This window comes from Aliiroseovarius sp. F20344 (assembly GCF_023016155.1).
Taxonomy (GTDB): Bacteria; Pseudomonadota; Alphaproteobacteria; order Rhodobacterales; family Rhodobacteraceae; genus Aliiroseovarius.
Genome location: NZ_JALKBG010000003.1, coordinates 279,390 through 302,307, shown reverse-complemented (window position 1 = coordinate 302,307; position 22,918 = coordinate 279,390). Strand labels below are relative to the sequence as shown.

General features: G+C 56.9%; 24 protein-coding genes and 1 riboswitch. Of the genes, 15 read left to right on the top strand and 9 right to left on the bottom strand.

What is annotated here, in order from left to right:
- The first annotated feature begins 4 nt into the window (after positions 1-4).
- The 6 genes from MWU55_RS01965 to MWU55_RS01940 all read left to right on the top strand — a co-directional run bounded on the left by MWU55_RS01965 (position 5) and on the right by MWU55_RS01940 (position 4,599).
- Positions 5-1,000 carry an ABC transporter ATP-binding protein gene (locus MWU55_RS01965; protein ID WP_246934021.1) on the top strand — a complete coding sequence of 332 codons (996 nt, stop codon included), beginning with the start codon at positions 5-7 and terminating at the stop codon, positions 998-1,000.
- The gene (locus MWU55_RS01960) at positions 997-2,043 is read left to right on the top strand and encodes an oligopeptide/dipeptide ABC transporter ATP-binding protein (protein WP_246934020.1); all 1,047 of its coding nucleotides are present in this window, start codon (positions 997-999) and stop codon (positions 2,041-2,043) included. The genes MWU55_RS01965 and MWU55_RS01960 overlap by 4 nt, the downstream gene beginning before the upstream one ends.
- Before the next feature lie 14 nt (positions 2,044-2,057).
- Positions 2,058-3,014, top strand: coding sequence for a LysR family transcriptional regulator (locus MWU55_RS01955; protein ID WP_246934019.1), 957 nt, complete (start codon positions 2,058-2,060; stop codon positions 3,012-3,014).
- Between the two features lie 117 nt (positions 3,015-3,131).
- Entirely contained in the window at positions 3,132-3,398 is a 267-nt protein-coding gene (locus tag MWU55_RS01950) for a hypothetical protein (RefSeq protein WP_246934018.1), read from the top strand.
- Positions 3,399-3,400: 2 nt separating this feature from the next.
- On the top strand, positions 3,401-4,210 hold the full coding sequence (locus tag MWU55_RS01945; protein WP_246934017.1) for a hypothetical protein: 810 nt from the start codon (positions 3,401-3,403) through the stop codon (positions 4,208-4,210).
- Positions 4,207-4,599 (top strand): hypothetical protein, encoded by a 393-nt coding sequence (locus tag MWU55_RS01940; RefSeq protein WP_246934016.1) that lies wholly within the window; start codon positions 4,207-4,209, stop codon positions 4,597-4,599. Before MWU55_RS01945 ends, MWU55_RS01940 begins: the two co-directional genes overlap by 4 nt.
- An 84-nt stretch (positions 4,600-4,683) precedes the next feature.
- Here the strand turns inward: MWU55_RS01940 and MWU55_RS01935 are convergent, their stop codons facing one another.
- Positions 4,684-5,703: an NAD-dependent epimerase/dehydratase family protein gene (locus tag MWU55_RS01935; protein ID WP_246934015.1), complete on the bottom strand. Its 1,020-nt coding sequence runs from the start codon at positions 5,701-5,703 to the stop codon at positions 4,684-4,686.
- A gap of 208 nt (positions 5,704-5,911) precedes the next feature.
- Here MWU55_RS01935 and ilvD point away from each other — a divergent pair, with 208 nt between their 5' ends.
- Positions 5,912-7,747 carry a dihydroxy-acid dehydratase gene (gene ilvD, locus MWU55_RS01930; protein ID WP_246934014.1) on the top strand — a complete coding sequence of 612 codons (1,836 nt, stop codon included), beginning with the start codon at positions 5,912-5,914 and terminating at the stop codon, positions 7,745-7,747.
- Positions 7,748-7,853: 106 nt separating this feature from the next.
- Positions 7,854-8,537, top strand: a complete 684-nt coding sequence (locus MWU55_RS01925) for a haloacid dehalogenase type II (RefSeq protein ID WP_246934013.1) — start codon at positions 7,854-7,856, stop codon at positions 8,535-8,537.
- Here the strand turns inward: MWU55_RS01925 and MWU55_RS01920 are convergent.
- The 4 genes from MWU55_RS01920 to MWU55_RS01905 all read right to left on the bottom strand — a co-directional run bounded on the left by MWU55_RS01920 (position 8,510) and on the right by MWU55_RS01905 (position 12,083).
- Positions 8,510-10,045 (bottom strand): alkaline phosphatase family protein, encoded by a 1,536-nt coding sequence (locus MWU55_RS01920; protein WP_246934012.1) that lies wholly within the window; start codon positions 10,043-10,045, stop codon positions 8,510-8,512. The genes MWU55_RS01925 and MWU55_RS01920 overlap by 28 nt on opposite strands.
- A 180-nt stretch (positions 10,046-10,225) precedes the next feature.
- Positions 10,226-10,771 carry a biotin transporter BioY gene (locus MWU55_RS01915; protein ID WP_246934011.1) on the bottom strand — a complete coding sequence of 182 codons (546 nt, stop codon included), beginning with the start codon at positions 10,769-10,771 and terminating at the stop codon, positions 10,226-10,228.
- Positions 10,772-11,389, bottom strand: a complete 618-nt coding sequence (locus MWU55_RS01910) for an energy-coupling factor transporter transmembrane component T (RefSeq protein ID WP_246934010.1) — start codon at positions 11,387-11,389, stop codon at positions 10,772-10,774.
- A complete protein-coding gene (locus MWU55_RS01905; protein WP_246934009.1) occupies positions 11,364-12,083 on the bottom strand; it encodes an ABC transporter ATP-binding protein in 720 nt (239 codons plus the stop codon). The genes MWU55_RS01910 and MWU55_RS01905 overlap by 26 nt, the downstream gene beginning before the upstream one ends.
- Before the next feature lie 313 nt (positions 12,084-12,396).
- Here MWU55_RS01905 and MWU55_RS01900 point away from each other — a divergent pair, with 313 nt between their 5' ends.
- On the top strand, positions 12,397-14,337 hold the full coding sequence (locus tag MWU55_RS01900) for a M10 family metallopeptidase (RefSeq protein WP_246934008.1): 1,941 nt from the start codon (positions 12,397-12,399) through the stop codon (positions 14,335-14,337).
- Here MWU55_RS01900 and MWU55_RS01895 read toward each other — a convergent pair whose 3' ends face one another.
- Complete coding sequence (locus tag MWU55_RS01895) at positions 14,338-14,829, bottom strand: ureidoglycolate lyase (protein ID WP_246934007.1); 492 nt, start codon at positions 14,827-14,829, stop codon at positions 14,338-14,340. It lies immediately after the preceding gene.
- Entirely contained in the window at positions 14,826-16,244 is a 1,419-nt protein-coding gene (puuE, locus tag MWU55_RS01890; protein ID WP_246934475.1) for an allantoinase PuuE, read from the bottom strand. The genes MWU55_RS01895 and puuE overlap by 4 nt, the downstream gene beginning before the upstream one ends.
- A 113-nt stretch (positions 16,245-16,357) precedes the next feature.
- Between puuE and uraH the strand changes: the two genes are divergently transcribed.
- From uraH to MWU55_RS01860, 6 genes are all read left to right on the top strand, one after another.
- Complete coding sequence (gene uraH, locus MWU55_RS01885) at positions 16,358-16,711, top strand: hydroxyisourate hydrolase (protein WP_246934006.1); 354 nt, start codon at positions 16,358-16,360, stop codon at positions 16,709-16,711.
- Between the two features lie 121 nt (positions 16,712-16,832).
- Positions 16,833-17,045: riboswitch (cobalamin riboswitch) on the top strand.
- A 119-nt stretch (positions 17,046-17,164) separates the two neighbouring features.
- Positions 17,165-17,950 carry a DUF4198 domain-containing protein gene (locus MWU55_RS01880; RefSeq protein WP_246934005.1) on the top strand — a complete coding sequence of 262 codons (786 nt, stop codon included), beginning with the start codon at positions 17,165-17,167 and terminating at the stop codon, positions 17,948-17,950.
- Between the two features lie 10 nt (positions 17,951-17,960).
- A complete protein-coding gene (gene cbiM / locus MWU55_RS01875) occupies positions 17,961-18,578 on the top strand; it encodes a cobalt transporter CbiM (protein ID WP_246934004.1) in 618 nt (205 codons plus the stop codon).
- A complete protein-coding gene (locus tag MWU55_RS01870) occupies positions 18,575-19,162 on the top strand; it encodes a cobalt ABC transporter permease (protein ID WP_246934003.1) in 588 nt (195 codons plus the stop codon). Before cbiM ends, MWU55_RS01870 begins: the two co-directional genes overlap by 4 nt.
- Complete coding sequence (gene cbiQ / locus MWU55_RS01865) at positions 19,159-19,947, top strand: cobalt ECF transporter T component CbiQ (protein WP_246934002.1); 789 nt, start codon at positions 19,159-19,161, stop codon at positions 19,945-19,947. Before MWU55_RS01870 ends, cbiQ begins: the two co-directional genes overlap by 4 nt.
- Positions 19,934-20,584, top strand: a complete 651-nt coding sequence (locus tag MWU55_RS01860) for an ABC transporter ATP-binding protein (RefSeq protein WP_246934001.1) — start codon at positions 19,934-19,936, stop codon at positions 20,582-20,584. Before cbiQ ends, MWU55_RS01860 begins: the two co-directional genes overlap by 14 nt.
- Positions 20,585-20,587: 3 nt before the next feature.
- On the opposite strand, the gene MWU55_RS01855 is transcribed toward MWU55_RS01860, so the two are convergent.
- Positions 20,588-21,220 carry an ATP-binding cassette domain-containing protein gene (locus MWU55_RS01855; RefSeq protein WP_246934000.1) on the bottom strand — a complete coding sequence of 211 codons (633 nt, stop codon included), beginning with the start codon at positions 21,218-21,220 and terminating at the stop codon, positions 20,588-20,590.
- On the bottom strand, positions 21,213-22,907 hold the full coding sequence (locus MWU55_RS01850; protein WP_246933999.1) for an ABC transporter permease subunit: 1,695 nt from the start codon (positions 22,905-22,907) through the stop codon (positions 21,213-21,215). Before MWU55_RS01850 ends, MWU55_RS01855 begins: the two co-directional genes overlap by 8 nt.
- Between the last annotated feature and the right edge of the window lie 11 nt (positions 22,908-22,918).

Below are 22,918 nucleotides of genomic sequence, written 5' to 3'. Positions count from 1 at the left end.
CGAGATGAGCCTACTTTCCGTCCGTGACCTGACCGTAAAATTTGCGATGCGCGAAAATACGGTTACCGCTTTGAATGGCATTTCGTTTGACCTTGCGAAGGGTGAACGCCTTGGCATCGTTGGTGAAAGCGGTGCTGGCAAATCTATCACCGGATTCGCTTTGATGAACCTTCTCAGCCGTCCGGGTTATATCGACCACGGCGAGATCATGTTCGAAGGTGAAGATGTTGTCAGCATGAATGACAAGCAGCTTCGCAACATGCGCGGCAACCGCATGGCGATGATCTTTCAGGACCCAATGGTGACATTGAACCCGGTTCTGACCATCGGGCAGCAAATGATCGAAACGCTTATGGCGCACAGAAAGTTGTCGCGTGAAGAAGCGCGCAAGATTGCCATTGTGAAGCTGCGTGAAGTCTATATTCCTTCACCCGAAGAGCGTTTGGACCAATACCCGCACGAGCTTTCGGGCGGGATGCGCCAGCGGATCATCATTGCAATTGCGCTTTTGCTAGATCCACAGCTTATCATCGCGGATGAGCCGACCACAGCATTGGATGTGACCATTCAGGCTGACATCATGGAACTGCTGCTCGAGCTATGCCAGTCCAATCAAGTGGGTTTGATCCTGATCACGCACGACCTTGGTGTGGTAAGCCAGATGACCGAACGAACTTTGGTTATGTATGCGGGCCGTATTATTGAGGCTGGTCGCACGCGCGAGATCATCAATGATCCGCAGCATCCTTACACGCAAGGTTTGATCAACGCGCTTCCGCAGCAGACGCTGCCTGGGCATAGGTTGAAGCAGATCCCTGGCAATATGCCGTCGTTGACGAACATCCCTCAAGGATGCCCATTCAACCCGCGCTGTGAATACGCAACGGATTTATGTCGCACGCGTATTCCCGAGATTTCGCATTTTGGTGAGGTCGAGGTCGCCTGCCACGAGGTTCAGCGCCTGCAATCGAATGACGCCCGTCGGGAGGCCAAGGCATGAAGGATATGGCAGTACAATCCCCCCTTCTTGAAATCAAAGGACTTGAGAAGCGGTTCGATCTTGATCAGGGCTTTCTAGAGACTGTGAAGTTCAAAGGTGGACGGATCACGCGCGAAACACGCTCGGTTCATGCGGTAAACAATGTCACGCTGGATGTTAATCGCGGCGAAGCTTTGTGCGTCGTTGGCGAAAGTGGCTGTGGCAAGTCGACAGTCGCTCGGCTGGTGGCGGGGCTTTTGACCCCCAGTGCTGGCGAGATTTACTATGAAGGTCAGCGCATCGATGATCTTTCGCGTGGTGAGATTCAGCCCTTGCGCAAAAAGATCCAGATGATTTTTCAGAACCCGTATGCGTCTCTGAACCCGCGTATGACCATTCTGCAAGCGCTCGAAGAGCCCGTGCGCCATCACAATCCGAAGTTCTCGGCTGCAGAAGTGCGCGACAAGGTAACCGAAGTGATGATGTCCGTGGGCGTAGATCCCACTTGGATCAAGCGCTACCCGCACGAGTTTTCCGGTGGACAGCGTCAGCGTATTGCCATCGCACGAGCATTGACCGTCGATCCCGAGTTCATCATCGCCGATGAGCCAATCAGCGCATTGGACGTGTCTATTCAGGCGCAGGTTCTGAACCTGATGCTGGAAGCGAAGGAAAGCCGCGGGCTGACTTATTTGTTCATCACTCACGATCTTAGCGTAGTTGAACATTTCGGCACACGGGTTGCGGTTCTGTATCTTGGGACGGTTTGCGAAGTTGCCGATACTGCAACACTGTTTTCGAATCCAAAACATCCCTATACTAAGGCCCTGCTGTCCGCTGTGCCGCAGCTGAAGGATGATCGACCGAACCATATCCGCCTGAAGGGCGAGATACCGACGCCGATCAATCTGCCGCAAGGTTGCCCCTTCCAAAGCCGCTGCATCTTTGCGAATGACAGATGCAAAAGTGAAAAGCCACGCGCCATTCACCAACCAGACGGCAGCACAGTTGCCTGTCATGCCCTTGAAGAAGGGCGATTGGATGCGGATGCGCCTGGCCTCTAGGGCGGATTGATCCGTTGGATGTAGTTTGGTTGAAAGACTTCGAAGCGTTGGTTGCGTGCAGGAATTTCTCGCGCGCAGCCGAAGAACGTAATGTCAGTCAGCCTGCTTTTTCGCGACGCATTCGTGCTCTTGAGAATGATATCGGTGTTCGGCTGATCAATCGTGAAACTCTGCCGCTGACGTTGACGCCGGCGGGGGATGTGTTTCTGTCTCAGGCGCGCATCATGTTGCGCACTTATGAGGAAACCATTGAGCGTTGTCAGACCATTGACGCCGCCAAAGAGAACGTCATCCGCTTCGCGGCATCGCAATCGCTTTACATGACGCACTATAAGCACCTGATTGCGCCTTTGGTGACAGAAGGTGGAATGGAATCCGATCTGAACTCAACCTCTTGGGCGGCGGATCAGTTTGTCAGCGCATTGCAGCAACGATATTGCGATGCGTTTTTGACCTATTGGCATCCCTCGATGGACTATCTCGGCCCATTGGAAGTGGCCAACTTCGAACACATGACTTTGGCGCATGATCGGTTTGTGCAAGTGTCCCGGTGCAAGCCGAGCGGTGGGCCAGAATTCTCCTTCCGGGAAGATGCGAAAGAGGCCATCCCGCTTTTGTCTTACGGCGCGGTTTCGGCGTTGCGGTCGGTTCAGGAGTTTGTCGTCGAACAGATCGTTAGTCCGCGCAAAGTGTTCGTTGTGAACCAAAACGCCTTGGCCAACAGCGTTAAAGCGATGATTCTTGAGGGGTTCGGCATGGGTTGGTTGCCCCTAAGCCTGTGCCAGACGGAAATCGAAGAGGGAATGCTGACGGTTGTGGACGATCGCCTTTCTACGGATCTTGAGATCCGCATTTACCGTGATCCAAAGAACAGCAAGGACACGCTGAACAGCCTTTGGGACCAATTGTCAGAGCAGACATTGTCGCCCCTCCAAGCCGGGGTGTTGCCTCGTTCGCTGGGAGCGTCGTAGCCAGCGTTCGGTCCGGTTAAGGCTTCTTCAACCTCTCTTCTTAGAAAGCTCGATATCCCATCACGTATGGCGTCAGGTTCGGCGTCTGACTGCGTGTGAACTTGTCAGGAGCTTGCTATGTCCAATCCCTTCGAGAGCCGTTCGCCATCCCTTCGTGGACCAGCGACCGACATGGAACCCGTTTTGCCATCTGATCTAAGCGATCTGCCAAACACTGCTGTATCCATTTATGTCGAAGGCGGTGGTGTGGTTGCGTTTGAAAGCGTTGCAGGATCGGCACGTTCAGTTGTGGTTGCCGATAACTCGATCCTTCCGGTTGGAGTGCGGAAAATCATGTCGACCGGCACAACGGCTACTGGCATCCATGCGTTTGTGTTGATCTGATGATGGCGCTGGGATTTGAGATTCCGGCTGTGGCCCTTCGAAAATCAGGGGCCGCGCCGGTGGTACCATTTTCACCCTTGCAGCTTTCGCCTTCTGCCATGTTTGACGCTGCGGATACGACAAAGCTGTTTCAAGACAGTGCCGGAACTACCCCCGTAACCGCTGATAACCAGCCAATTGGTTTGTGGCAGGACAATAGCCAGAATGGGGTGGATCTAAGCCAACCTGTCAGTGCGGCGCGCCCAAGTTATCGAACTGATGGTAACTATCAGTGGGTCGAAACCGATGGTGTCGATGATGGCTTGGAAACTGCTTCGCTGCTGCGTGTAGGAAACCCGCTTACGATGGTTCTGGGATATGAGATGCTGTCAACAACAGGTACGTCCCGCGTGAACTTCGCTGAGATTGGTAGGAACAGGTATAACGCCATGTCTATCGGGTCTCGCCCAAACATTGATCGCTTGCGGTACTACAGTCGGCTTTCAGATGAGGGCGTGTCCAGCAGTCACCCTGCGTCACCTCAACCTTGGGGCGGTCATCAAAAGCGGATCGCTACTTTGCAGGCTGTACCTGGGCAGGTCTCGATCCGCATGGACGGTGTCGAGGTGCTGAACACAACACAAAACCTTGGAACCGAATTTATCGAACCTCACCCGCTGAAGATCGGGATGGCTGGACTGTCGGGAAGCATTCCAGGTGCCTTTCGCCTGTTCGGAATTCAAGTTTGGGATGCAACGAAAACGCAGCCAACTGCGGTGCAAATACCGCTACTTGAACAATGGATGGCTGACCGGATTGGAGTAACTCTATGACCCTTAGGATTACGATTGCCTGCCCGGAAGAACTGATCGGCGACGCCAATCAATTTGCCTTGTGTGTTGGAAGCAGTGCAGCCGATGCGCAGACCTTTTCGCAGGCCATTTGGGAAATTAAGCAGGGGGATCGGTTTGCGCTTGCATCGCTATTGGCTGGGGACAGTTTTCCGGTCGCAGCGTCACAACCACTGAAGGCGCCGCATCATGCGCCAGACATGGATCTGGCGGCTGCAACGCAGGCCCAGATGAAATTGGAGGTCTGGTCTCCGACGGTTTCGAACACGCCACCGGCTTTAAATAAAACCACAATTCTAGCGGTTGTAGGGATTGAGCCGAAGTTTGCGCTTCCGCTTCTTGATCTTTCCCCCATCCCGATTGAGATCTGATCAAAGCCCGCCGCATTTCGGCGGGCTTTGATGTGTCAGCGAATAGAATCGTATGAGCAGAGAACGGTGCCCTGACCTAACCCTCTAGACTTTGTAGTAATCCCGATACCAAGCCACGAAACTGTTCACCCCGTCGCGGAAATCAGTCGCTGGGCGGTAGCCGGTTAGACGCTGAAGCAGGGTTGCGTCGGCCCAAGTGGCCGGAACATCGCCTTTCTGCATCTCCATGTAGTTTCGTTCGGCTTTCTTTCCCAATGCGTCTTCGATCGCTTCCACGAAGTCCAACAGGCGTACCTTGTCAGAATTGCCGACATTCACCACGCGATAGGGTGCGGCGGGGGACAGGCTGTCACCTTCTTCGATGTCGTCCTTACTTTCAGAGCGTACGGGGGCGGCGTCGATGAGTAGACGGATGCCGCGCACCAGATCCTCGACATAAGTAAAGTCGCGGAACATGTCGCCATTATTGTAGATATCGATGGGCGTGCCTTCGACAATCCCCTTAGTGAACTTGAACAGCGCCATATCTGGACGGCCCCATGGGCCATACACCGTGAAGAAACGGAACATCGTGGTTGGGATGTTCCAAAGATGAGCATAGCTGTGCCCCATGCTTTCGTTGGCTTTCTTGGTGGCAGCATAGATGGTCAGCTGGGTGTCTGCTTTCTCGGTCTCGGTGAACGGCATTTCGTCATTCGCACCATAGACTGAACTGGTCGAGGCCATCAGAAGGTGATCCACTTCGTGACGGCGGGCAGCCTCCATCACGTTGAACGTGCCGACCACGTTTGAATCGATATAGGCGCGAGGGTTCTCAAGGCTGTAGCGCACGCCAGCTTGCGCAGCGAGATGCACGATGATGTCAGGCGCAAATTCATCCGCCATCTCATCAAAACGTTCCAGATCTTCAAGCATACCCTCGGTCGCTGTGAAGGTTTCGTTCTGCAAAAGCATCTGGTGGCGGCGCTGCTTCAGCGTCACATCGTAGTAATCGGTCATCCCGTCAAAGCCGTGGACGCGGAAACCTTCGGCAAGAAGCAACTTGGACAGGTGGTAGCCGATGAAACCAGCCGAGCCGGTGACCAGAACCTTACGTTTTTTCATTGAGAAATACCTTTATCAAAACGGATCAGCCCGATCCTAACCCTCTGCGCGGTGCGCGCCAAGCAAAGAGGTAGGCAAAGTCTCAACTTCAACTTTTTTAGGCATGTCGGCCTTGTTTGCGTGCCGTTTCTTAATCAACACTGGTTTCGAAGCCCGCAGAGTGATAATCGCTGCCAGACAGAAAATTCAAGATAAAGGTGGGGACCGCATGCCTGCTTACCGTTCCAGAACTTCGACCCATGGCCGTAATATGGCCGGTGCCCGCGGCCTTTGGCGCGCGACGGGCATGACCGACAGTGACTTTGGCAAACCGATCATTGCCATCGTGAACAGCTTTACCCAGTTCGTGCCGGGCCACGTTCACCTGAAAGATCTGGGCCAAATGGTTGCGCGCGAGGTCGAGGCCGCCGGTGGCGTCGCCAAGGAATTCAACACCATCGCGGTTGATGACGGGATCGCCATGGGCCATGACGGGATGCTGTATTCGCTGCCATCGCGCGAAGTGATCGCAGACAGCGTCGAATACATGGTTAACGCCCACTGTGCGGATGCCATGGTTTGTATCTCGAACTGCGACAAGATCACGCCCGGCATGTTGATGGCCGCGATGCGCCTGAACATCCCGGTGATCTTCGTCTCTGGTGGTCCGATGGAAGCGGGCAAGATTGACCTTGCCGATCTGGACACCAAGAAGATTGACCTTGTTGATGCGATGGTCGCCGCAGCCGACGACAAATATACCGACGAGCAAGTACAGCATATTGAAGAAAACGCCTGCCCAACCTGCGGGTCGTGCTCGGGCATGTTCACCGCGAACTCGATGAACTGTCTGGCCGAGGCGCTGGGTCTGGCTCTGCCGGGCAACGGTTCGACGCTTGCAACCCACGCCGATCGTAAGCACCTGTTCCTTGAGGCTGGTCGCAAGATCGTTGAGATCACCAAGCGCCACTATCAAGACGAAGAAAAAGGCCTGCTTCCGCGTGAAATCGCGAGCTTTGAAGCGTTTGAAAACGCCATGTCGTTGGACATCGCCATGGGCGGGTCGACGAACACCGTGTTGCACCTTCTGGCCATCGCCTATGAGGGCGAGGTTGATTTCAACATGACCCATATGGATGCGCTCAGCCGCAAGGTGCCCTGCCTGTGTAAGGTCGCGCCAAACACGGCCAACGTTCATATGGAGGACGTGCACCGTGCCGGCGGCATCTTCTCGATCCTTGGTGAACTTTCCCGCGCCGGTCTGTTGCACAACGATTGTTCGACCGTGCATTCCGCGACCATGGGCGAGGCGATCGCCAAATGGGACATCAAGGTTGCCAACAACCCCGAAGCGGAAAGCCTGTTTAAGGCTGCCCCCGGCGGTGTGCGCACCACGCAGGCGTTCTCGACCGAGAATCGGTATAAGGAACTCGACACCGACCGCGAAGGTGGCGTGATCCGATCCAAGGAACATGCGTTCAGCCAAGACGGTGGTCTTGCGGTTCTGTTCGGCAACATCGCGCTGGATGGCTGCATCGTGAAGACCGCAGGTGTTGATGCGTCAATCCTGCAATTCACTGGCACCGCGCATGTTTGCGAAAGCCAAGACGCTGCAGTCAGCGACATCCTGACAGGCAAAGTGAAGGAAGGCGACGTGGTCGTCATCCGTTACGAAGGCCCACGTGGCGGTCCGGGAATGCAGGAAATGCTGTATCCGACCAGCTATCTGAAATCGAAGGGTCTGGGCAAAGCCTGTGCGCTTCTGACGGATGGTCGATTCTCGGGCGGTACATCGGGCCTGTCGATCGGTCACGTATCGCCGGAAGCGGCTGAGGGTGGCGCAATTGGGCTTGTCCAGCAAGGCGACAAGATCGAGATCGACATTCCAAACCGCACCATCAATTTGGCTGTGTCGGACGAAGAAATGGCCACACGTCGCAAGGCGCAGGACGAAAAGGGCTGGGCCCCTGCCGCGCCGCGGAAGCGTAAAGTATCCAAGGCACTGAAAGCCTATGCGATGCTCGCGTCGTCTGCGGCCAAAGGCGCGGTCCGCGTTATCGACTAAACCCTTTCAGGCGGGCGCGAAGGTAGGAATACCACCGCGCCCGTTTTCCCTTTCCTGACTGCCCCATCTGCCCCTAGGCTAAAGGGGCGAACGGAAAGGATACCCCATGCCCATCAAAGCCATTGCCTTCGACGCTTACGGAACCCTGCTGGATGTCTATTCCGTTGGTGCGCTGGCCGAGCAGTTCTTCCCCGGCAAAGGTGCGGCAATTGCCACGACATGGCGTGACAAGCAGATTGAATACACCCGCTTGCGGACAATGTGCGATCAATATGCGGATTTCTGGCAGGTTACGGGCAACGGTCTGGACTATGCCTGCGCGCTGCATGAGGTTGATCTGACCCCTGACATGCAAGCCGCCTTGATGGGTGCATACGAGGAACTCACAGCCTTTGACGAAAACCTCGCACAACTTACCCGGTTGAGAAAGGCTGGCGTGCCCATGGCGATCCTGTCCAACGGCACACACGCGATGATCAACAGCGCCTTGACGGCCGCCAAACTTGATGGGCTTCTTGATCATGTCCTGTCTGTCGATGACGTGGGCAAGTTCAAAACGGCGCCCGAGGCTTATCAGATGGGACCAGATGCGTTTGGCCTTCCCGCCGAAGATATCCTGTTCGTATCGTCCAATTGCTGGGACGTGTGCGGGGCAACATGGTTTGGCTATCACACGATCTGGCTGAACCGCGCGGGCCTTCCGATGGAGCGGCTTGGCGTGGAACCAAAGGCGCGCGCGCGCAGCCTGAAAGATGTGGCGGACTATGCGCTGGCGTCGTTTTCCGGGTAACGCTGCGCCCGCTTCGGTCCGTTGTCGGTGATCATGTCATATGACAGCGTGTGATCCATGTTGCGCATGCGGTGGCGCAACATTTGCCGTGTTAGACGCGCAAGATCGGCGGCAAATTCTGGGTTCTCTGCGATGTCTTCCAGTTCGCCCTTGCCTTCGTGATCGAACAAAAGCGGAGGCAAGTCGGCTGCAAATTCGATCAGGGTGAAACGGCTGTCGCGTAAGATACTGACGCAGGACGTGCTTGCATCCGTGCCCAGTGTCTTTTGCCAGATCGTGGGCGATATCGGATCCCCGAAATCCAGTTCCGAGAAGGAATAATCCCTCCAGTCCTCCGGCGTGTCACCGGCCAAGAACTGCAAAAGCGATCGCCCATCCATCGCGTTGGGAACCTCTTGCCCTACCCAGTTCAGGATCGTTGGTGTCAGGTCGATGCTTTCTGTTGGAACGTCCACCACATGGCCAGCCTTGCAGCCCGGGCCCCGGATGATCAACGGCGTGTGATAGGCCGCGTCATAAACCGAATGCTTGCCCCATGCGTGATGGTCGCCCAGCATCTCGCCATGGTCCGCGGTTACCACAAGCAGCGTGTTGTCCCACTGTCCGCTGTCTTTCAGAAACGTAACCACGCGCCCAATATGGTGATCCACTTCGGTGGCCAGACCCAAATAGACCGCGCGTAGGGCTTGTAGAGTCTCATCGCTGTCATCTGCCTTTGTGCCAAGCACGAAATTCGCCGCTTTTTCGTTGGCGATCGCTGGACCAAAGAATGGATGGACCGCTGCCTCATCCTCTCGCGTGCCAACGCGGGCAGGTGCGGGCAACGTCTTTGGATCATACATGTCGTTGTAGGGTGCGGGGGCCACCAAAGGTGGATGCGGGCGTATATAGGTCAGATGCGCGAACCAGCTTTGGTCGGCATAGGCTGGCATTCGTTCCAAAAACTGATCGGTCAGAAAAGCGGTATCGCTGTCTTCAGCCGCGTAAACGGCGGGAGCGTTCAGGGCAGACCCATCACCGCCGGGAATATAAAGCTGCCAGTAGTTGTTCCAGTGATGCCCTTTGCCCATTAAGTGTGAACGCCACGGATAAGACATCTCAAGCCGCATTTCGATCTGCTCGACAAAACCTTCCATCGGGCTTTCATAGGTGTGCATCACCGGGTCTTCTGGCGCGTGAACTCGCGGATCAAACGACGTGTCGGTGTAGCCAAACAGCATCGGCAAATACCCGGCCTTGCGCATTTCGCTGGGAAGCGTCGGCGTGTCGTGGCGCAGGGGCGTGCCATTGCGGACCGAGCGGTGGTTCATCGAATACTGCCCGGTCAGGATTGAGGCGCGCGACGGCCCGCAGGGATTCACAACTGAAAAATGCCGCTTGAAGGTGACGCTTTCGCCCATCAGCGCGCGTAGGTTGGGCAGATCTACGTGACCGGCCAACGCCCCATGCAGGCAATCCGCGCGAAGCTGGTCGATGATGATGAACAGCACGTTTTTCTTGGCGGCCATGGCGATTCTCCTGCTCTTACCCTCAAATTGATAGGGTATGGAAATTCGGTGGGTCTAGCAGAACTTGGTCTGGATCGAGATTTGCCGAAATCTGGCTCGGTCTACAGGCAAAGAAAAGCCGCGGGTGCTGAGGAGCAACCGCGGCTTGCGTTCGGCCTTAGCCGAGTGCTTTGTTTTGTCTTAAGCGCGTGACAACACGCTTGCTGGACGCGCTTTGGCCAGCGCCGCAGTCAACATGCCAGCTAAGGCAGCCTTAATCACGTCGCCCGGGATGAAGGCTGTGATGAGCCCTGTGGCTTCCACCAGTGTTTTGTCCAGCATGAAGGCCATGCCGGGAATGCCGAAAGCATACAGCACAACAATTCCACCAATGACCGATGCGATGCCAGCACCAAGCCAAAGGGGGCCGGCGCGCCACTTTTCGGTGATCAGGCCGGTCACGAAAGCTGCAATTGGGAAGCCGATCAGGAAGCCGACTGTGGGGCTTGCGAAGACGCCCAAGCCACCGCGTCCACCTGCCAAAAGCGGCAGACCGATGGCAACCAGCAGAAGGAACAGCAGAACGGCCAAGGCACCGCGCTTCGCGCCAAGCACAGTGCCGCACAGCATGATGCCAAGGCTTTGGGCGGTGATTGGAACGCCGAAAGGCAGGGCGATCTTGGGGATCAGTCCGAGTGCGGCGATAAGGGCCGCAAAAAGGGCGATCAATACAACGTTTCTTTCCATCTAGGGATTCTCCTTCATGGCATCGAAGCCACCGCGCGCACGCAGCGCGTCGGCAATGTGGTCTGCGTCATCTAACGCAAGAACAGTGAATGGCAGGATGATGCGCCAGCCGGGACGGCGGGCAGACCGGGCGCGCCATGCCTCGGTCAGGTGAGTGCCTTTGCTTATCAACACAGGCGTAAAGCGAATGACCAACGCGATTGCGGTCTCAAGGTATTCGGTACGCAGTCCTATCGCGCGTAGCGGAGTGGCCAGCCAGCGCACAACTGCGATCATGTCTGACAGCCGCGTCGTCATCGTAACCAGATTGGCCAACCCAACGGCGGTCAACATGCGCAGGATGATCACAAGCCCCTCGACCGAGGTGCGCGTCACGATGTGATACAGAGCAACCAAAGCGACGAAGGGCCAAAGAAGTTTCAAGGCGCGAAGCCCGGCTTTCAGGAAAACCGTTCCGGGCAGCGCATAGGCCATCAACAACCCCGCAAATGCGGTCAGATGGAATATCAGGCTTTCAGCCTTAAACAGCACAATCGTAGCAACACACAACAGCCCAAGCTTTAACCCTGCGGGCCAACCATGGGCGCGGGTCTCAATCGGAGAGGTCAGAGATATCATCGCTTTCCCCCTGCTGTTTCATCTGGGTCGTAAATGCGGGCAGGACGTCGTCCGGCGCGCCTTGCTGAACCAACTGGCCGGCTTCGATCCAGATCACATGATCATAGTCCGAAAGATCAGCCGGATCATGCGTGACGTGTACCAAGGTTCCGTCATAGCGGTCCAGATAGCGGCCAAGTTGCATGCGTGTGGGAATGTCCAAACCGGCAAAGGGTTCGTCCAGAACCAGAATGCGCGGGGCCATGGCTAGAACCGCCATAAGGCAGACCAATTGCTTCTGCCCTTGCGACAGGCCATGCACGTGACTGTCAGCCCAATGCGCCTTGCCGAACTTCTCCAGCTGATGGCGTGCAGCCCCTTCCGGGTCGTCAAGGCCAAGCTGGCGCAGGCCAAAGGTTAGCTCTTCGACCACAGTTGGGAAGATGATCTGGTGATCGGGGTTTTGAAACAGGATGCCCACCAGAGAGAGTGCTGCGCGGCGGTCTTTGGCGGGGTCCAGTCCTTCAATGCGGACCGAACCTTTGCTGGGCTTCACCAATCCAGACAGAACCCGGGCAAAGCTTGTCTTGCCTGACCCATTGCGCCCGATTATGCCGACACGCCGAGCCGTCAGATCGACCGACATTTCGGAGAGAATCTGCCGCTCGGCCACCGTGAAGGTGACGGCGTTGAATTCGATCCGTGCTGGTTTCATCTGACTGTCCATGTGCCCTTTCCAAGGCCCCAGAGTTTGCTGGTGTTTGACGGGCCTTTTAACGGGGCGCAACAGATAATGCCGCAAGAAAATGCGGAAATCGTAGTTCTACGCGCAGAAGTAAGTCCGAGAAAACGTCCAGAACCTACTTGATCTGATCGAGCTTCCAGTAATTCTCAGGGTAGGATTTTCAGGGATACCGTTTGCAGTTAACCGCTGACTTGAGACTTTCAGCTTGTGATGAAAGGCAATATTTGCTTTGAACAACACAACTTTTTGTTGAGAGGTTAATATGTGCGTAGCATGCGGTAACATGTATCATGTGAGCAAAGGTGGCTCCGAAACGCTTGGCTCTGTCGGGACTGCGTTTGGTAGCTCTGCATCTTTGCCGACGTACACGATTCCGCAGGCTGCGGACTATCTGGTAAATGGGTTTTGGGAAGATACGGGCCGATCCGCTCGGAAATTTGATGTTACCACAGGTGGCACGCTGACCTATTCCGTGACAGGCGTAGAAGCCGCCGGTGTTTGGTTCATAGAGAAAGCACTGGAAGCCTGGAGCATTATTACAGGTATCAACTTTGTCGTAGGATCAACGGCAACCGCAGACATCGTATTCGAGGACGACGATACAGGTGCTTACAACTGGTCTTCTGTATCAGGCGGCACAATTCTGCGATCAACAGTGAATGTTAGTACTGATTGGTATTCGGGTGACGAGTACGATATTCACAGCTACTCATTTCAAACCTATTTGCACGAGATTGGTCACGCACTGGGGCTTGGGCATGCCGGAGATTACAACGGCAGCGCCAACTTTAGCCAACAAGCGGTCTTCGCAAATGACAGCTGGCAAATGTCGGTCATGTCGTATTTCTCGCAGACCGAGAACAGTAATATTAATGCCAGCTACGCCTATGTGCTTAGCCCAATGGCGGCGGATATCTATGCGGTCCACAGCATGTATGGAACGCCTGTTTCGGCCAACTCGGGAAATACTGTTTGGGGGTATGGCTCGAATGCAGAAGGCGAGTTTTCGCAGTTCACAACCCATGGTGCGGGTTGGCCCGGGGCTGCGATGACTGTGTTTGACACTGATGGTGTAGATACGTTCGATTTTTCTCAGTCAGGTGCCAATCAACGCATAGACTTGCGCGAAGGCGCGGCATCCAACGTTCTGGGTGACAAGGGCAATCTGGTGATCGCCTTGGGCACTGTGATCGAAAATGCGAAGGGCGGTAGCGGCGACGATGTGTTAATCGGGAACAATGTCGGAAATACGCTTGAGGGCAGCGGCGGAAGTGACCGGCTGAACGGCTTGGACGGCGACGACAATTTGTTTGGTGACGCTGGCAATGACTATCTTATTGGCGGATTGGGCATGGACCACTTGGACGGTGGCGCCGGCTTCGACTTTGCTGACTACTCTACTGAGATTGACAGAGTTGTCGTGGACCTTGGGAATGGGAATACGGCGGGTGCTGCAGTTGGCGATACATTTACAAGCATCGAAGGTGTAATTGGCGGACAAGGAAACGATTCTCTGTTCGGAAATGGCAGCGCGAATACACTCCGCGGTTCGGGAGGAAACGACACCCTGTCTGGTGGCGCCGGAGCTGACCGACTGGAAGGTGGAACAGGGAGCGATGTGTTGATCGGCGGAGCAGGTGGTGACCAAATGCTTGGTGGCGCCGGATACGACCTTGTTGACTACCGAGGAGAGACCACGGCTGTAAGGCTTGATCTGATAAGCAAGTCAGGTCTGGGTGCTGCGGCTGGTGACAGTTACGCAGGTGTTGAAGGCGCTCATGGTGGGTCTGGTGCCGATACTCTAAAGGGTAACAACGCCAACAATCGCTTCTACGGCAACCAAGGTAACGACTTGCTTCTGGGTCGAAACGGTGCCGACAAATTGTATGGAAATGCCGGGGCGGATGTCCTTAAGGGCGGCGCAGGCGCAGACCGGCTCTATGGGCGTGATGGTAACGACATTATGACCGGCGGCACGGGTAGGGATCGCTTCTACTATGACGACGGCCGGGACCGGATCACGGACTTCCGCGCCGGTCAAAACGATCGCATTTTCATCGATCGTGATGATGTGCCAAAAGGCATGACGGTTCGGAAGATGTTGCAGAATAAGGCGAAGGTCATCAAGGGCGATGTTCATATCGACCTAGGGAACGGTGACAAGCTCATTATCGAGGACGTGTCCAACAAGATGAGCCTTGTCGACGACATACAGTTCTTCTGATCAGGTTTTCGGCGGATGGATCAGAACCGGTTCTGTAAAGCAGAACTCCTCAAGGTTCGTTCCATTCCCGATCCGATCCACCACCGCATAAAGACCTTGTTCGGCAATGGGAGCTAAGACCCCGTGCCAGGTTCCTTTGTGCAGGTTGATGGCCTGGTCTGGGCGCATGACGAAGGCTTTTGGCGTACCGGGTTTCCCGCCTTCGTCCGGGCAAACGGTCACCAGCAAGGGCACGCCGTTCATGGGAATAAAGGCCTGTGATCCCAGCGGGTGACGTTCGACAAGATCCAGCCCATAGGGAAATTGGCGTGCCTTTCCGTCAAACAAGCTGATCCCTGCGCGACCTTCGCCGAAATCCAACTGGGCCAAATCGTGATGCCGTTGGCACATGCCGGCATTAATGGTCAGGCTTTCACGGTCAGTCAGTTCAAGCACATCGCCAAACGGTGCGAAAGCCTCGGCAGTTAGCGGGGACGCAGTGATGTCGCTCATGGCAAAAGATCCGACAGACGAAACTCTGCAATGCGTTCGACTTGCCGACAGGCTTCAGCAAACTCAGTCTCCCGCTCATTTCCGATCCGGCGGTGGAAGGCTGCCAGAATAGATGCTTTGTCATGATCCCGCACCGCAATGATGAAGGGGAACCCGTGCTTGGTGACATAGTCGGTGTTCAGCTGCGTGAAGATTGCGCGCTCTTCATCTGTCAGCAGGTCCAACCCAGCCCCCGCTTGTTCAGATGTGCTCTCAGTGGTCAGCTTGCCTGCCGATGCCAGCTTTCCTGCAAGGTCCGGGTGCGCCTTAAGAACGTCCAAACGCTCGGCTTCGGTTGCGCGGCGAAATGCCCTGCTTAACGCATTATGTACACCCGCTGCGCTGTCATGCGCTGGGCCAAGCTCTTGCTCAAACGCGCGCTCTGCGATCCACGGAGAATGCTCGAATATTCCACCATAAAGCTCGACAAACCGGGCTTGGCTCATCTGGCTGGGACGTTCGAAACGCATGGGGGGATGGGTGGCGGCCCAATGTTCGGCGATCTCGATCCTGCGGGGGCACCAGACGTCCGGATGGGACTGCAAGTGTTCGATAAACCGTTTTAGGCCGGCAATTTTACCGGGGCGCCCGACAAGGCGGCAATGCAGCCCTACCGTCATCATTGCGGGCCGACCGGCTTCGCCTTCCGCGTAAAGCGTGTCGAACGCGTCGATCAGATATCGCCCAAAATCATCTCCAGTCACCCAGCCGGGCGCGGTGGCGAAGCGCATGTCGTTGGCTTCCAGTGTGTAGGGAATGATCAACTGGTCATGTGACCCTATCTCTGCCCAATAGGGCAGATCGTCGTCATAGGTGTCCGAGATATAGTCAAAGCCCCCTTGTTCTGCGACCAACCGAACGGTGTTGGCAGAACAGCGCCCCGTGTACCACCCACGCGGAGGCTCGCCGACAACTTCGGTGTGTAGTCGGATGGCTTCTGCAATGCAGGCGCGTTCGTCAACTTCAGCCATGTCTTTATGCTCGACCCATTTCAGGCCGTGCGAGGCGATCTCCCACCCCGCAGACTTCATTGCCGCCACTTGCTCAGGACTGCGCGCCAAAGCGGTTGCCACGCCATAGATCGTTAGCGGAATACCAGCACCTGTGAATAACCGATGTAGCCGCCAGAAACCGGCCCGCGCGCCGTATTCGTATATCGATTCCATGTTCCAATGCCGCTGTCCTTCCCACTGGGCAGCACCGGGGATGTCTGACAGGAACGCTTCGGATGCGGCATCGCCGTGAAGCACGCAATTCTCGCCACCCTCTTCGTAGTTCAGCACGAACTGAACTGCGACCTTAGCGTTGCCTGGCCATTGCGGGTGCGGTGGATTGGGGCCGTAGCCGCGCATATCACGGGAATATCGAACTGGCATGTTTACCTCGCTGTCAGCGTTCGATGCAGCATTCCAAGGAACGTGCCCTGCGTCAAACGTCTTTCCAGCCGAAGCGTGTTGGATCATAGTGGTTTCGATATAAGGAGGCGCGAATGACTGGATATCTCACCACCCATGTGCTGGACACGGCAAAGGGAAGCCCTGCGGAAGGGTTGCAGATTGATCTTTACCGGATCGAGGGCGAGGCACGCGCCTTGGTGAGGTCGCTTGTGACCAATGATGATGGGCGCACGGATGAGCAGATCCTGCCAGCGGAAGAGTTCGAAGCGGGCGTTTATGAGCTGGTGTTTCATGCTGGGAAGTATCTGCGCGCCTCTGGTCAAGCCGGGGCCGAGCCTTTGTTTCTCGACCAGGTGCCGTTGCGCTTTGGAATGGCCGAGGCTGCGCATTATCACGTGCCGCTGTTGCTAAGCCCCTATGGGTATTCCACCTATCGCGGTAGCTGATAAATTTTCTGAAATTAAATATACTAGAATCAGTATGTTGTGATATTTCGCGACGTGCTTTTGCCTGTCTGCGACCCATTTGCGCAGGCGCAATTGCTTGACTCGTACCTTGCTTATCTGACATTCCAATCAAGCGATCGGTTCCGCGCGTGCAGAAGCACCGCGGTAGTAATAGGGAATACGGTGAGGTGTAGCCATAAGGCGCCAAACCCGTAACTGCCCCCGCAACTGTGAGCGGCGAGCGAAGCTGAAAACGCCACTGGGCCACGCCCGGGAAGGCCAGCCAAGCCAAGACCCGCGAGTCAGGAGACCTGCCGGACGCTGGGCATTTGCCCAACCTAACCGGACGCCGGGGTGAGCGTCTGGCCCGGCGGTCACCAGACCATCCGAGCCATTATCCCCGTTGTTCCTTCTTTAATGCAGGCATCCGTCTGCGTACCCAAAGAGGACGACATGAAAACTTGTCTACTGGCCGCTACTCTGGCCGCATTCCTACCCGCTGCAGCGTCAGCGCATTTCCAATTGAACTACACCGAAGAAACGCTGATTGACCGACCCGGCGACGTGCCTATGGGGCTGGTCTTCTGGCATCCGTTTGAGAACGGCCATGTGATGGACATGGGCGAGCCTGTGGAATTCTTCATGGTTCATAACGGCGAAAAGGTTGATCTGTCAGACCGTCTTTCTCCGGCGACTTTCAAAGGCGCTACGAACGAGGCCGCCGCTTATACCGCGTCGGTTCCCATTAAACGCTCGGGCGACTATGTGGTCGTGACCGTGCCTGCGCCTTACTATGAGGAAAGCGAAGATATCTTCATCCAGCAGATCACCAAGGTCGTGCTGAACCGCAACACGCTGCCTACGGACTGGGATCAACCCGTGGGCTTGCCCACCGAAATCCTGCCGCTGAACAAACCTTATAACGTCGTCGTCGGCTCGACCTTCTCAGGCGTGGTTTTATCTGACGGCAAGCCCGTTCCGGGTGCTGAGATCGAAATCGAATACATGGCCGCCGAGCCAGATCTTGCTGCGTTCTCGACCACCGATAGCACGGTTGGCGCGATGCCCGGCGGGACCATTGTGGCCCTGACCGACGCGAACGGCGTCTTCACCTTCGGCATTCCGAAAGCAGGCAACTGGGGCTTCGCTGCTCTGGGGTCGGGTCCGGCAACCGAACATGACGGCAAAGAGCTGAGCCAAGACGCGGTTCTGTGGATTAACGCAACCGAGCTGAAGTAAGGAACGCGCGATGCACATTGTAGATGGAGCCCTGTCAAATCCTGTGCTGCTTGGCGGCGCGGCTTTGGCTGTGGGCGGTATCGCGATAGGCCTGAAAAAACTGCCGCTGGAACGTATTCCGGCGGCAGGTGTGCTGTCCGCCAGCTTTTTCGTGGCGTCGCTGATCCATGTGCCCATTGGCCCAAGCTCGGTCCATCTGATCCTAAACGGTTTGGCCGGGCTGGTGCTTGGTTGGGCGGCTTTCCCGGCGTTGTTTGTCGGGCTGCTGTTGCAGGCGGTTTTCTTCGGCTTCGGTGGGCTGACCGTGCTTGGCGTGAACGCCATCAACATCGCCGGGCCTGCCGTGCTGGCGGGCCTGATCTTTGGACGTCTTGTGGCGCGTGGAACTCCGATGCACGGCGCGATTTGGGGTGGCATTGGGGGCGGCTTTGCGATCGCCATGACCACGCTTGCCGTTGCGTTTTCGCTGGGCCTGTCTGGGGATGAATTCATCCCGGCCGCCAAGCTCGTCTTCGTGGCCCACATCCCCGTCATTGTGATCGAGGCACTTTTGTCCGGCGCGGCCATCTATCTGGCGCGGCGAGTAAAGCCAGAGCTGTTCATCGGCGCGAAAGGGAGCTTGGCATGATCCGCGTACTAGTACTGATCGCAACGCTTATCGCTCCAGTGCCCGTGCTGGCCCATAATGTGATCGCCAGTGTCTTCCCATCCGGCAGCGATATCGAAGGCGAAATTGGCATGTCCGACGGTTCCATGGCCACGGACAAACTGGTCGAGGTCTTTGATGAAGCTGGCAACAAGCTGGGTGAAGCGAAGACCAATGAGGATGGGTTCTTCGTCTACACGCCAACCCTACCGGTGACCCACATCTTCCGGTCAGACCTTGGGGCTGGGCATGTGGCTGAGGCGACGATGCCCGGTGCAGAGGTTGCGCAGTTGATGGGGCAAGGGGCAGCAGACGCCTCGGCGGCGGCGTCCGTTCTGGCGGGAGAACCTGCCGCAATGCCCACTACAACGGGCCTTTCGGATGAAACACGCGCCGAGATTGCGACCCTGCTCCGCACCGAGCTGCGACCGCTTCGGCAGGAGATTACAGCCCTGAAAACCGAAACCAACTTCCAGTCCATTCTGGGTGGGATCGGTTACATTGTCGGCCTGTTCGGCTTGGGCTTCTACATCGCCGCGCGGCGCAAAATGGAGGGTGGTAAGTGACATATGTCCTCACCTCCGACGACAAGCCGCTAACTGGCTTCGGGGCGCTTCGGGCGGCGGTATCGTCGCTTGATCCCCGGATGCGGATTGTGATGACGGTGTTCTATGCGATCACCGTTGTTGCGCTAGATGATCTGCGCGTGCTTTCCGGTGCTCTGATCTTATCCATGTGGCTGCTGGCAATCTCGGGCCTGCCCTTCCAGAAGACCCTGAAACGTATGGCGATGATGGACGGGTTCATCATCTTCACGCTGATCCTGCTGCCCTTCACCATGCCCGGCACGCCGATGTTCTCGGTGTTCGGATTTGATGCCACATGGGAAGGTCTGTGGCGCGCGACCGAGATTGCGCTGACCGCCAATGCCGTCATTTTGGCGGTAATGACGCTGGTCGGGTCGATGGAGCCTGTCACCATGGGCCATGCCCTTTTTGCGCTGAAAACGCCTGAACGGCTGGTGCATCTGATGATGTTCACCATCCGCTATATCGACGTCCTCAGGGAAGAGTATCTGCGACTACGTACGTCGATGAAACTGCGCGGATTTCGGCCTGGCACCAACTGGCACACGTACCGCAGCTATGGCTATCTGGTGGGCATGATGCTTGTGCGGGCAATCGAGCGCTCCGAACGCATTCTGGCCGCGATGAAATGCCGGGGCTTCTCCGGGCGCATCGTCTTGTTGGAAGAGTTCCGACTAACCCGCACGGATGTGCTGTTCGCCGTCGCGCTAAGCATCGCTCTGGCCGCCCTTGTCTGCGCCGAGGTCACTTATGCCGCTTATTGAGCTGACGGACATCCACTTTGCCTATCCGACGCTCGACCCTGTTCTTGAAGGCGCGTCGATGCGGCTGGAGCCGGGCGATCGGCTGTCGATTGTCGGCCCAAACGGTGCGGGAAAATCGACGCTTTTGAAGATCATCATGGGTCTGCTGGTGCCAACCCAGGGAATGATCACGGCGTTCGAAAAACCGCGCATCGAAGAAGCAGATTTTCACGAGCTTCGTCGTCGCATTGGCTTTGTGTTTCAAGACGCGGATGATCAGCTTTTTTGCCCCACAGTGGCAGAGGACGTTGCCTTTGGCCCGCTGAACCTTGGCAAGTCCAAGGATGAAGCGCTGGCCATCGTGGATGACGTCCTTGGACGACTTGGACTGATGCATCTGCGCGACCGGGTCACGCACAAGCTGTCGGGGGGGGAAAAGCGTTTGGTGACACTTGCGACAGTACTGGCGATGGAGCCTGAAGTTCTGATCCTTGATGAGCCTACTAATGCGCTCGACCCCGACAACTATGCACGTTTGGTCGAGATCCTTAAGGGACTGGATCAAGCCATCCTGCTGGTCAGCCACGACCCGGACTTCCGCGCCGAGATCGCGCCGGAAGGGTACCGGTTGGAAAACAGGGCGCTGGTGCGCCTTTAGGTCCTAACCCAGATTAATAACCGGACCACCTGCCGCCTCGGCATCATCCCGATCATGGGTCACAAGCAGCACAGGCAAAGCGCGGGCGCGGGCGTGCTCAAAGACAAGATCGCGCACCTGTCCGCGCAGTTCAGCGTCGAGGCCCGAGAACGGTTCGTCTAATAAAAGCGCATGAGGCTCGGACAGAAGCATGCGCATCAATGCGACCCGTGCCCTCTGACCGCCCGATAGGGTGGCGGGGTCTCGGTCGGCAAATCCCTCCAATCCAACCTCGGCAAGGGCAGTGTCGATCTTGGTGCGCCGTTCAGCGCGCGCGCCGCCGGGGGCGAGCCCGAAGGCAAGGTTCGCCCCGACGCTTAGGTGTGGAAACAGAAGGGCGTCCTGAAACAAGATGCCGACACAGCGTTCGTCCGGCGGCAGGGGCGTTAGATCGCGACCGTTCAGGATGATGTGGCCAGAGCAGTCGAAACTGTCCGCCAGCGTGCCGATAATCGCGGAGAGTAGCGTGGATTTACCCACACCAGACGGGCCCATGATCGTCAGCACCTCGCCAGGCGTGACATGGGTATCGATGGTGATCAATTGCGTGCCACCATGTGTGATCGCCACCTTATCCAGATGCAGCCCATCAGCCATTCAGAAGTCCCTTTCGATTGCGCCATATCAGGGCGGGAAGGGCCAAGGCCAGCGCAAAGGGCACCAGCGCAGCGGCGGTCTGCATCAAGCCAAAGACGCCAATGGCGCGGCGGTCGCCGCCAGAGGCCAGCGCGACGGCCTCAGTTGTTAGTGTTTCGATACGGCCACCTCCGACCAGAAGCGTTGGCAGGTATTGCCCGACGGACACTGCGACCCCCACGGCAATGGCGGTTAGAAGCGGGGCCAGAAGCATCGGAAGACGAACACGCCAGAGAACACAATTAGGGCTGGCACCAAGGGCAGCAGCAACGGTGGCTTGGCGCGTATCCCATGCCTTCCAAGGCCCCTCCAACGACAGGCGCAGATAGGGCAAGACAAAGACCAGATGAGCCAGCACAACGGGCGCGCGGCCCATGTCTAGGCCAAGGTTCAGAAACAAAGTTTGAAGTCCCGGCAGAAAGGCAGTTTGCGGCACGATCAGCGGCAGATAGATCAGCCACATGCCGCGTTCTGTCAGGCGCAGGTTGCGGCGTTCCTCGGTTTCAAGGCATCCCACGGTGAGAAGCATACCGACTGCGACAGCAATCGCAGCGATTAGTGCGGTTTCACCAAGCGCATCCAGACTGCCGGCGCGGTGGCGGATCCAACTGCGCGCGGTGAACTGGTCGGGCAGGAGGTCGGGGAAGGTCCAGAAGCCTGCAATGGACCAAACCACCAGGCCCAAAAGGCCGATCAACAGGGCGAGGGATATGGCAGTGCCCAAGGCAAACCCCATGGCGCGCAAGGTTCGGTCGTTGTGACCGCGGTGCCCTGCTTCAATCCGGGCGCAGGCCATGCGGGCGAGGAGCTTTTCACCAAGAAACCACAGACCAACCGCCCCGACTACCAGAGCGAGCTGCACCAAGGCCGCGGCGGCAGCTTGCAGGCGGAAGGCGATGTCCGGGTCCGACATCCACCGCACGATTTGGACGGAGAGTGTTGGGGGTGTGGAAGGTCCAAGGATCACCGCCACATCGACCACCGACATCGACCATGTCAGAACCACCAGCACCGGCAGCCGGATGCGGGCATAAACTGCCGGGAAGATCGCGAACATCCAGGCCGAGATGCGACCGTAGCCCATGCTCTGGCTCAGTGCCATGCGGCGTGATCCGTCGATCTGCCCCAGTGCAGCGATGGACATGAGGAGGAGGAATGGCACTTCTTTCATCACCATGCCTGCGATCAGGGACAGCCCCCATGGGTCGTTCAGGATCAGAAGGTCAGGCGGTCGGTCCCAACCTGTAAGCCATGGGGAGAACAGTCGTGCAATCCAGCCGGATGGGGCGATCAGAAAGGCCAGCCCGAAGGCGGCTGCAGCGTGGGGAACCGACAGGAAGGGCGATAGCAGGCGTTCAAGAAGGCGAAACCCGCGCGTCCCGGCCCATCCGGCAAGGATCAGCGATGTGATTGCCAGCGAAAGCACCGCTGCCACGATCCCGGTGACCAGAGATAGTCGGATTGCGGGGCCGATCCCTGGCCAATCAAAAAGCGCGTGGAACGCCTCAAGATTGGGTCCGGTTTCACCAGCGGCCGGCAAGTGCCCAAATGCGGGTAGTATCGTTCCCCACAGCCCTGCCGCAAGCGGACCCAGCAGCACCAAAACGGTCAGCGTCGGGAACAGGGGAAGAGGGGAAAAACGCACCATATCAAAGTCGA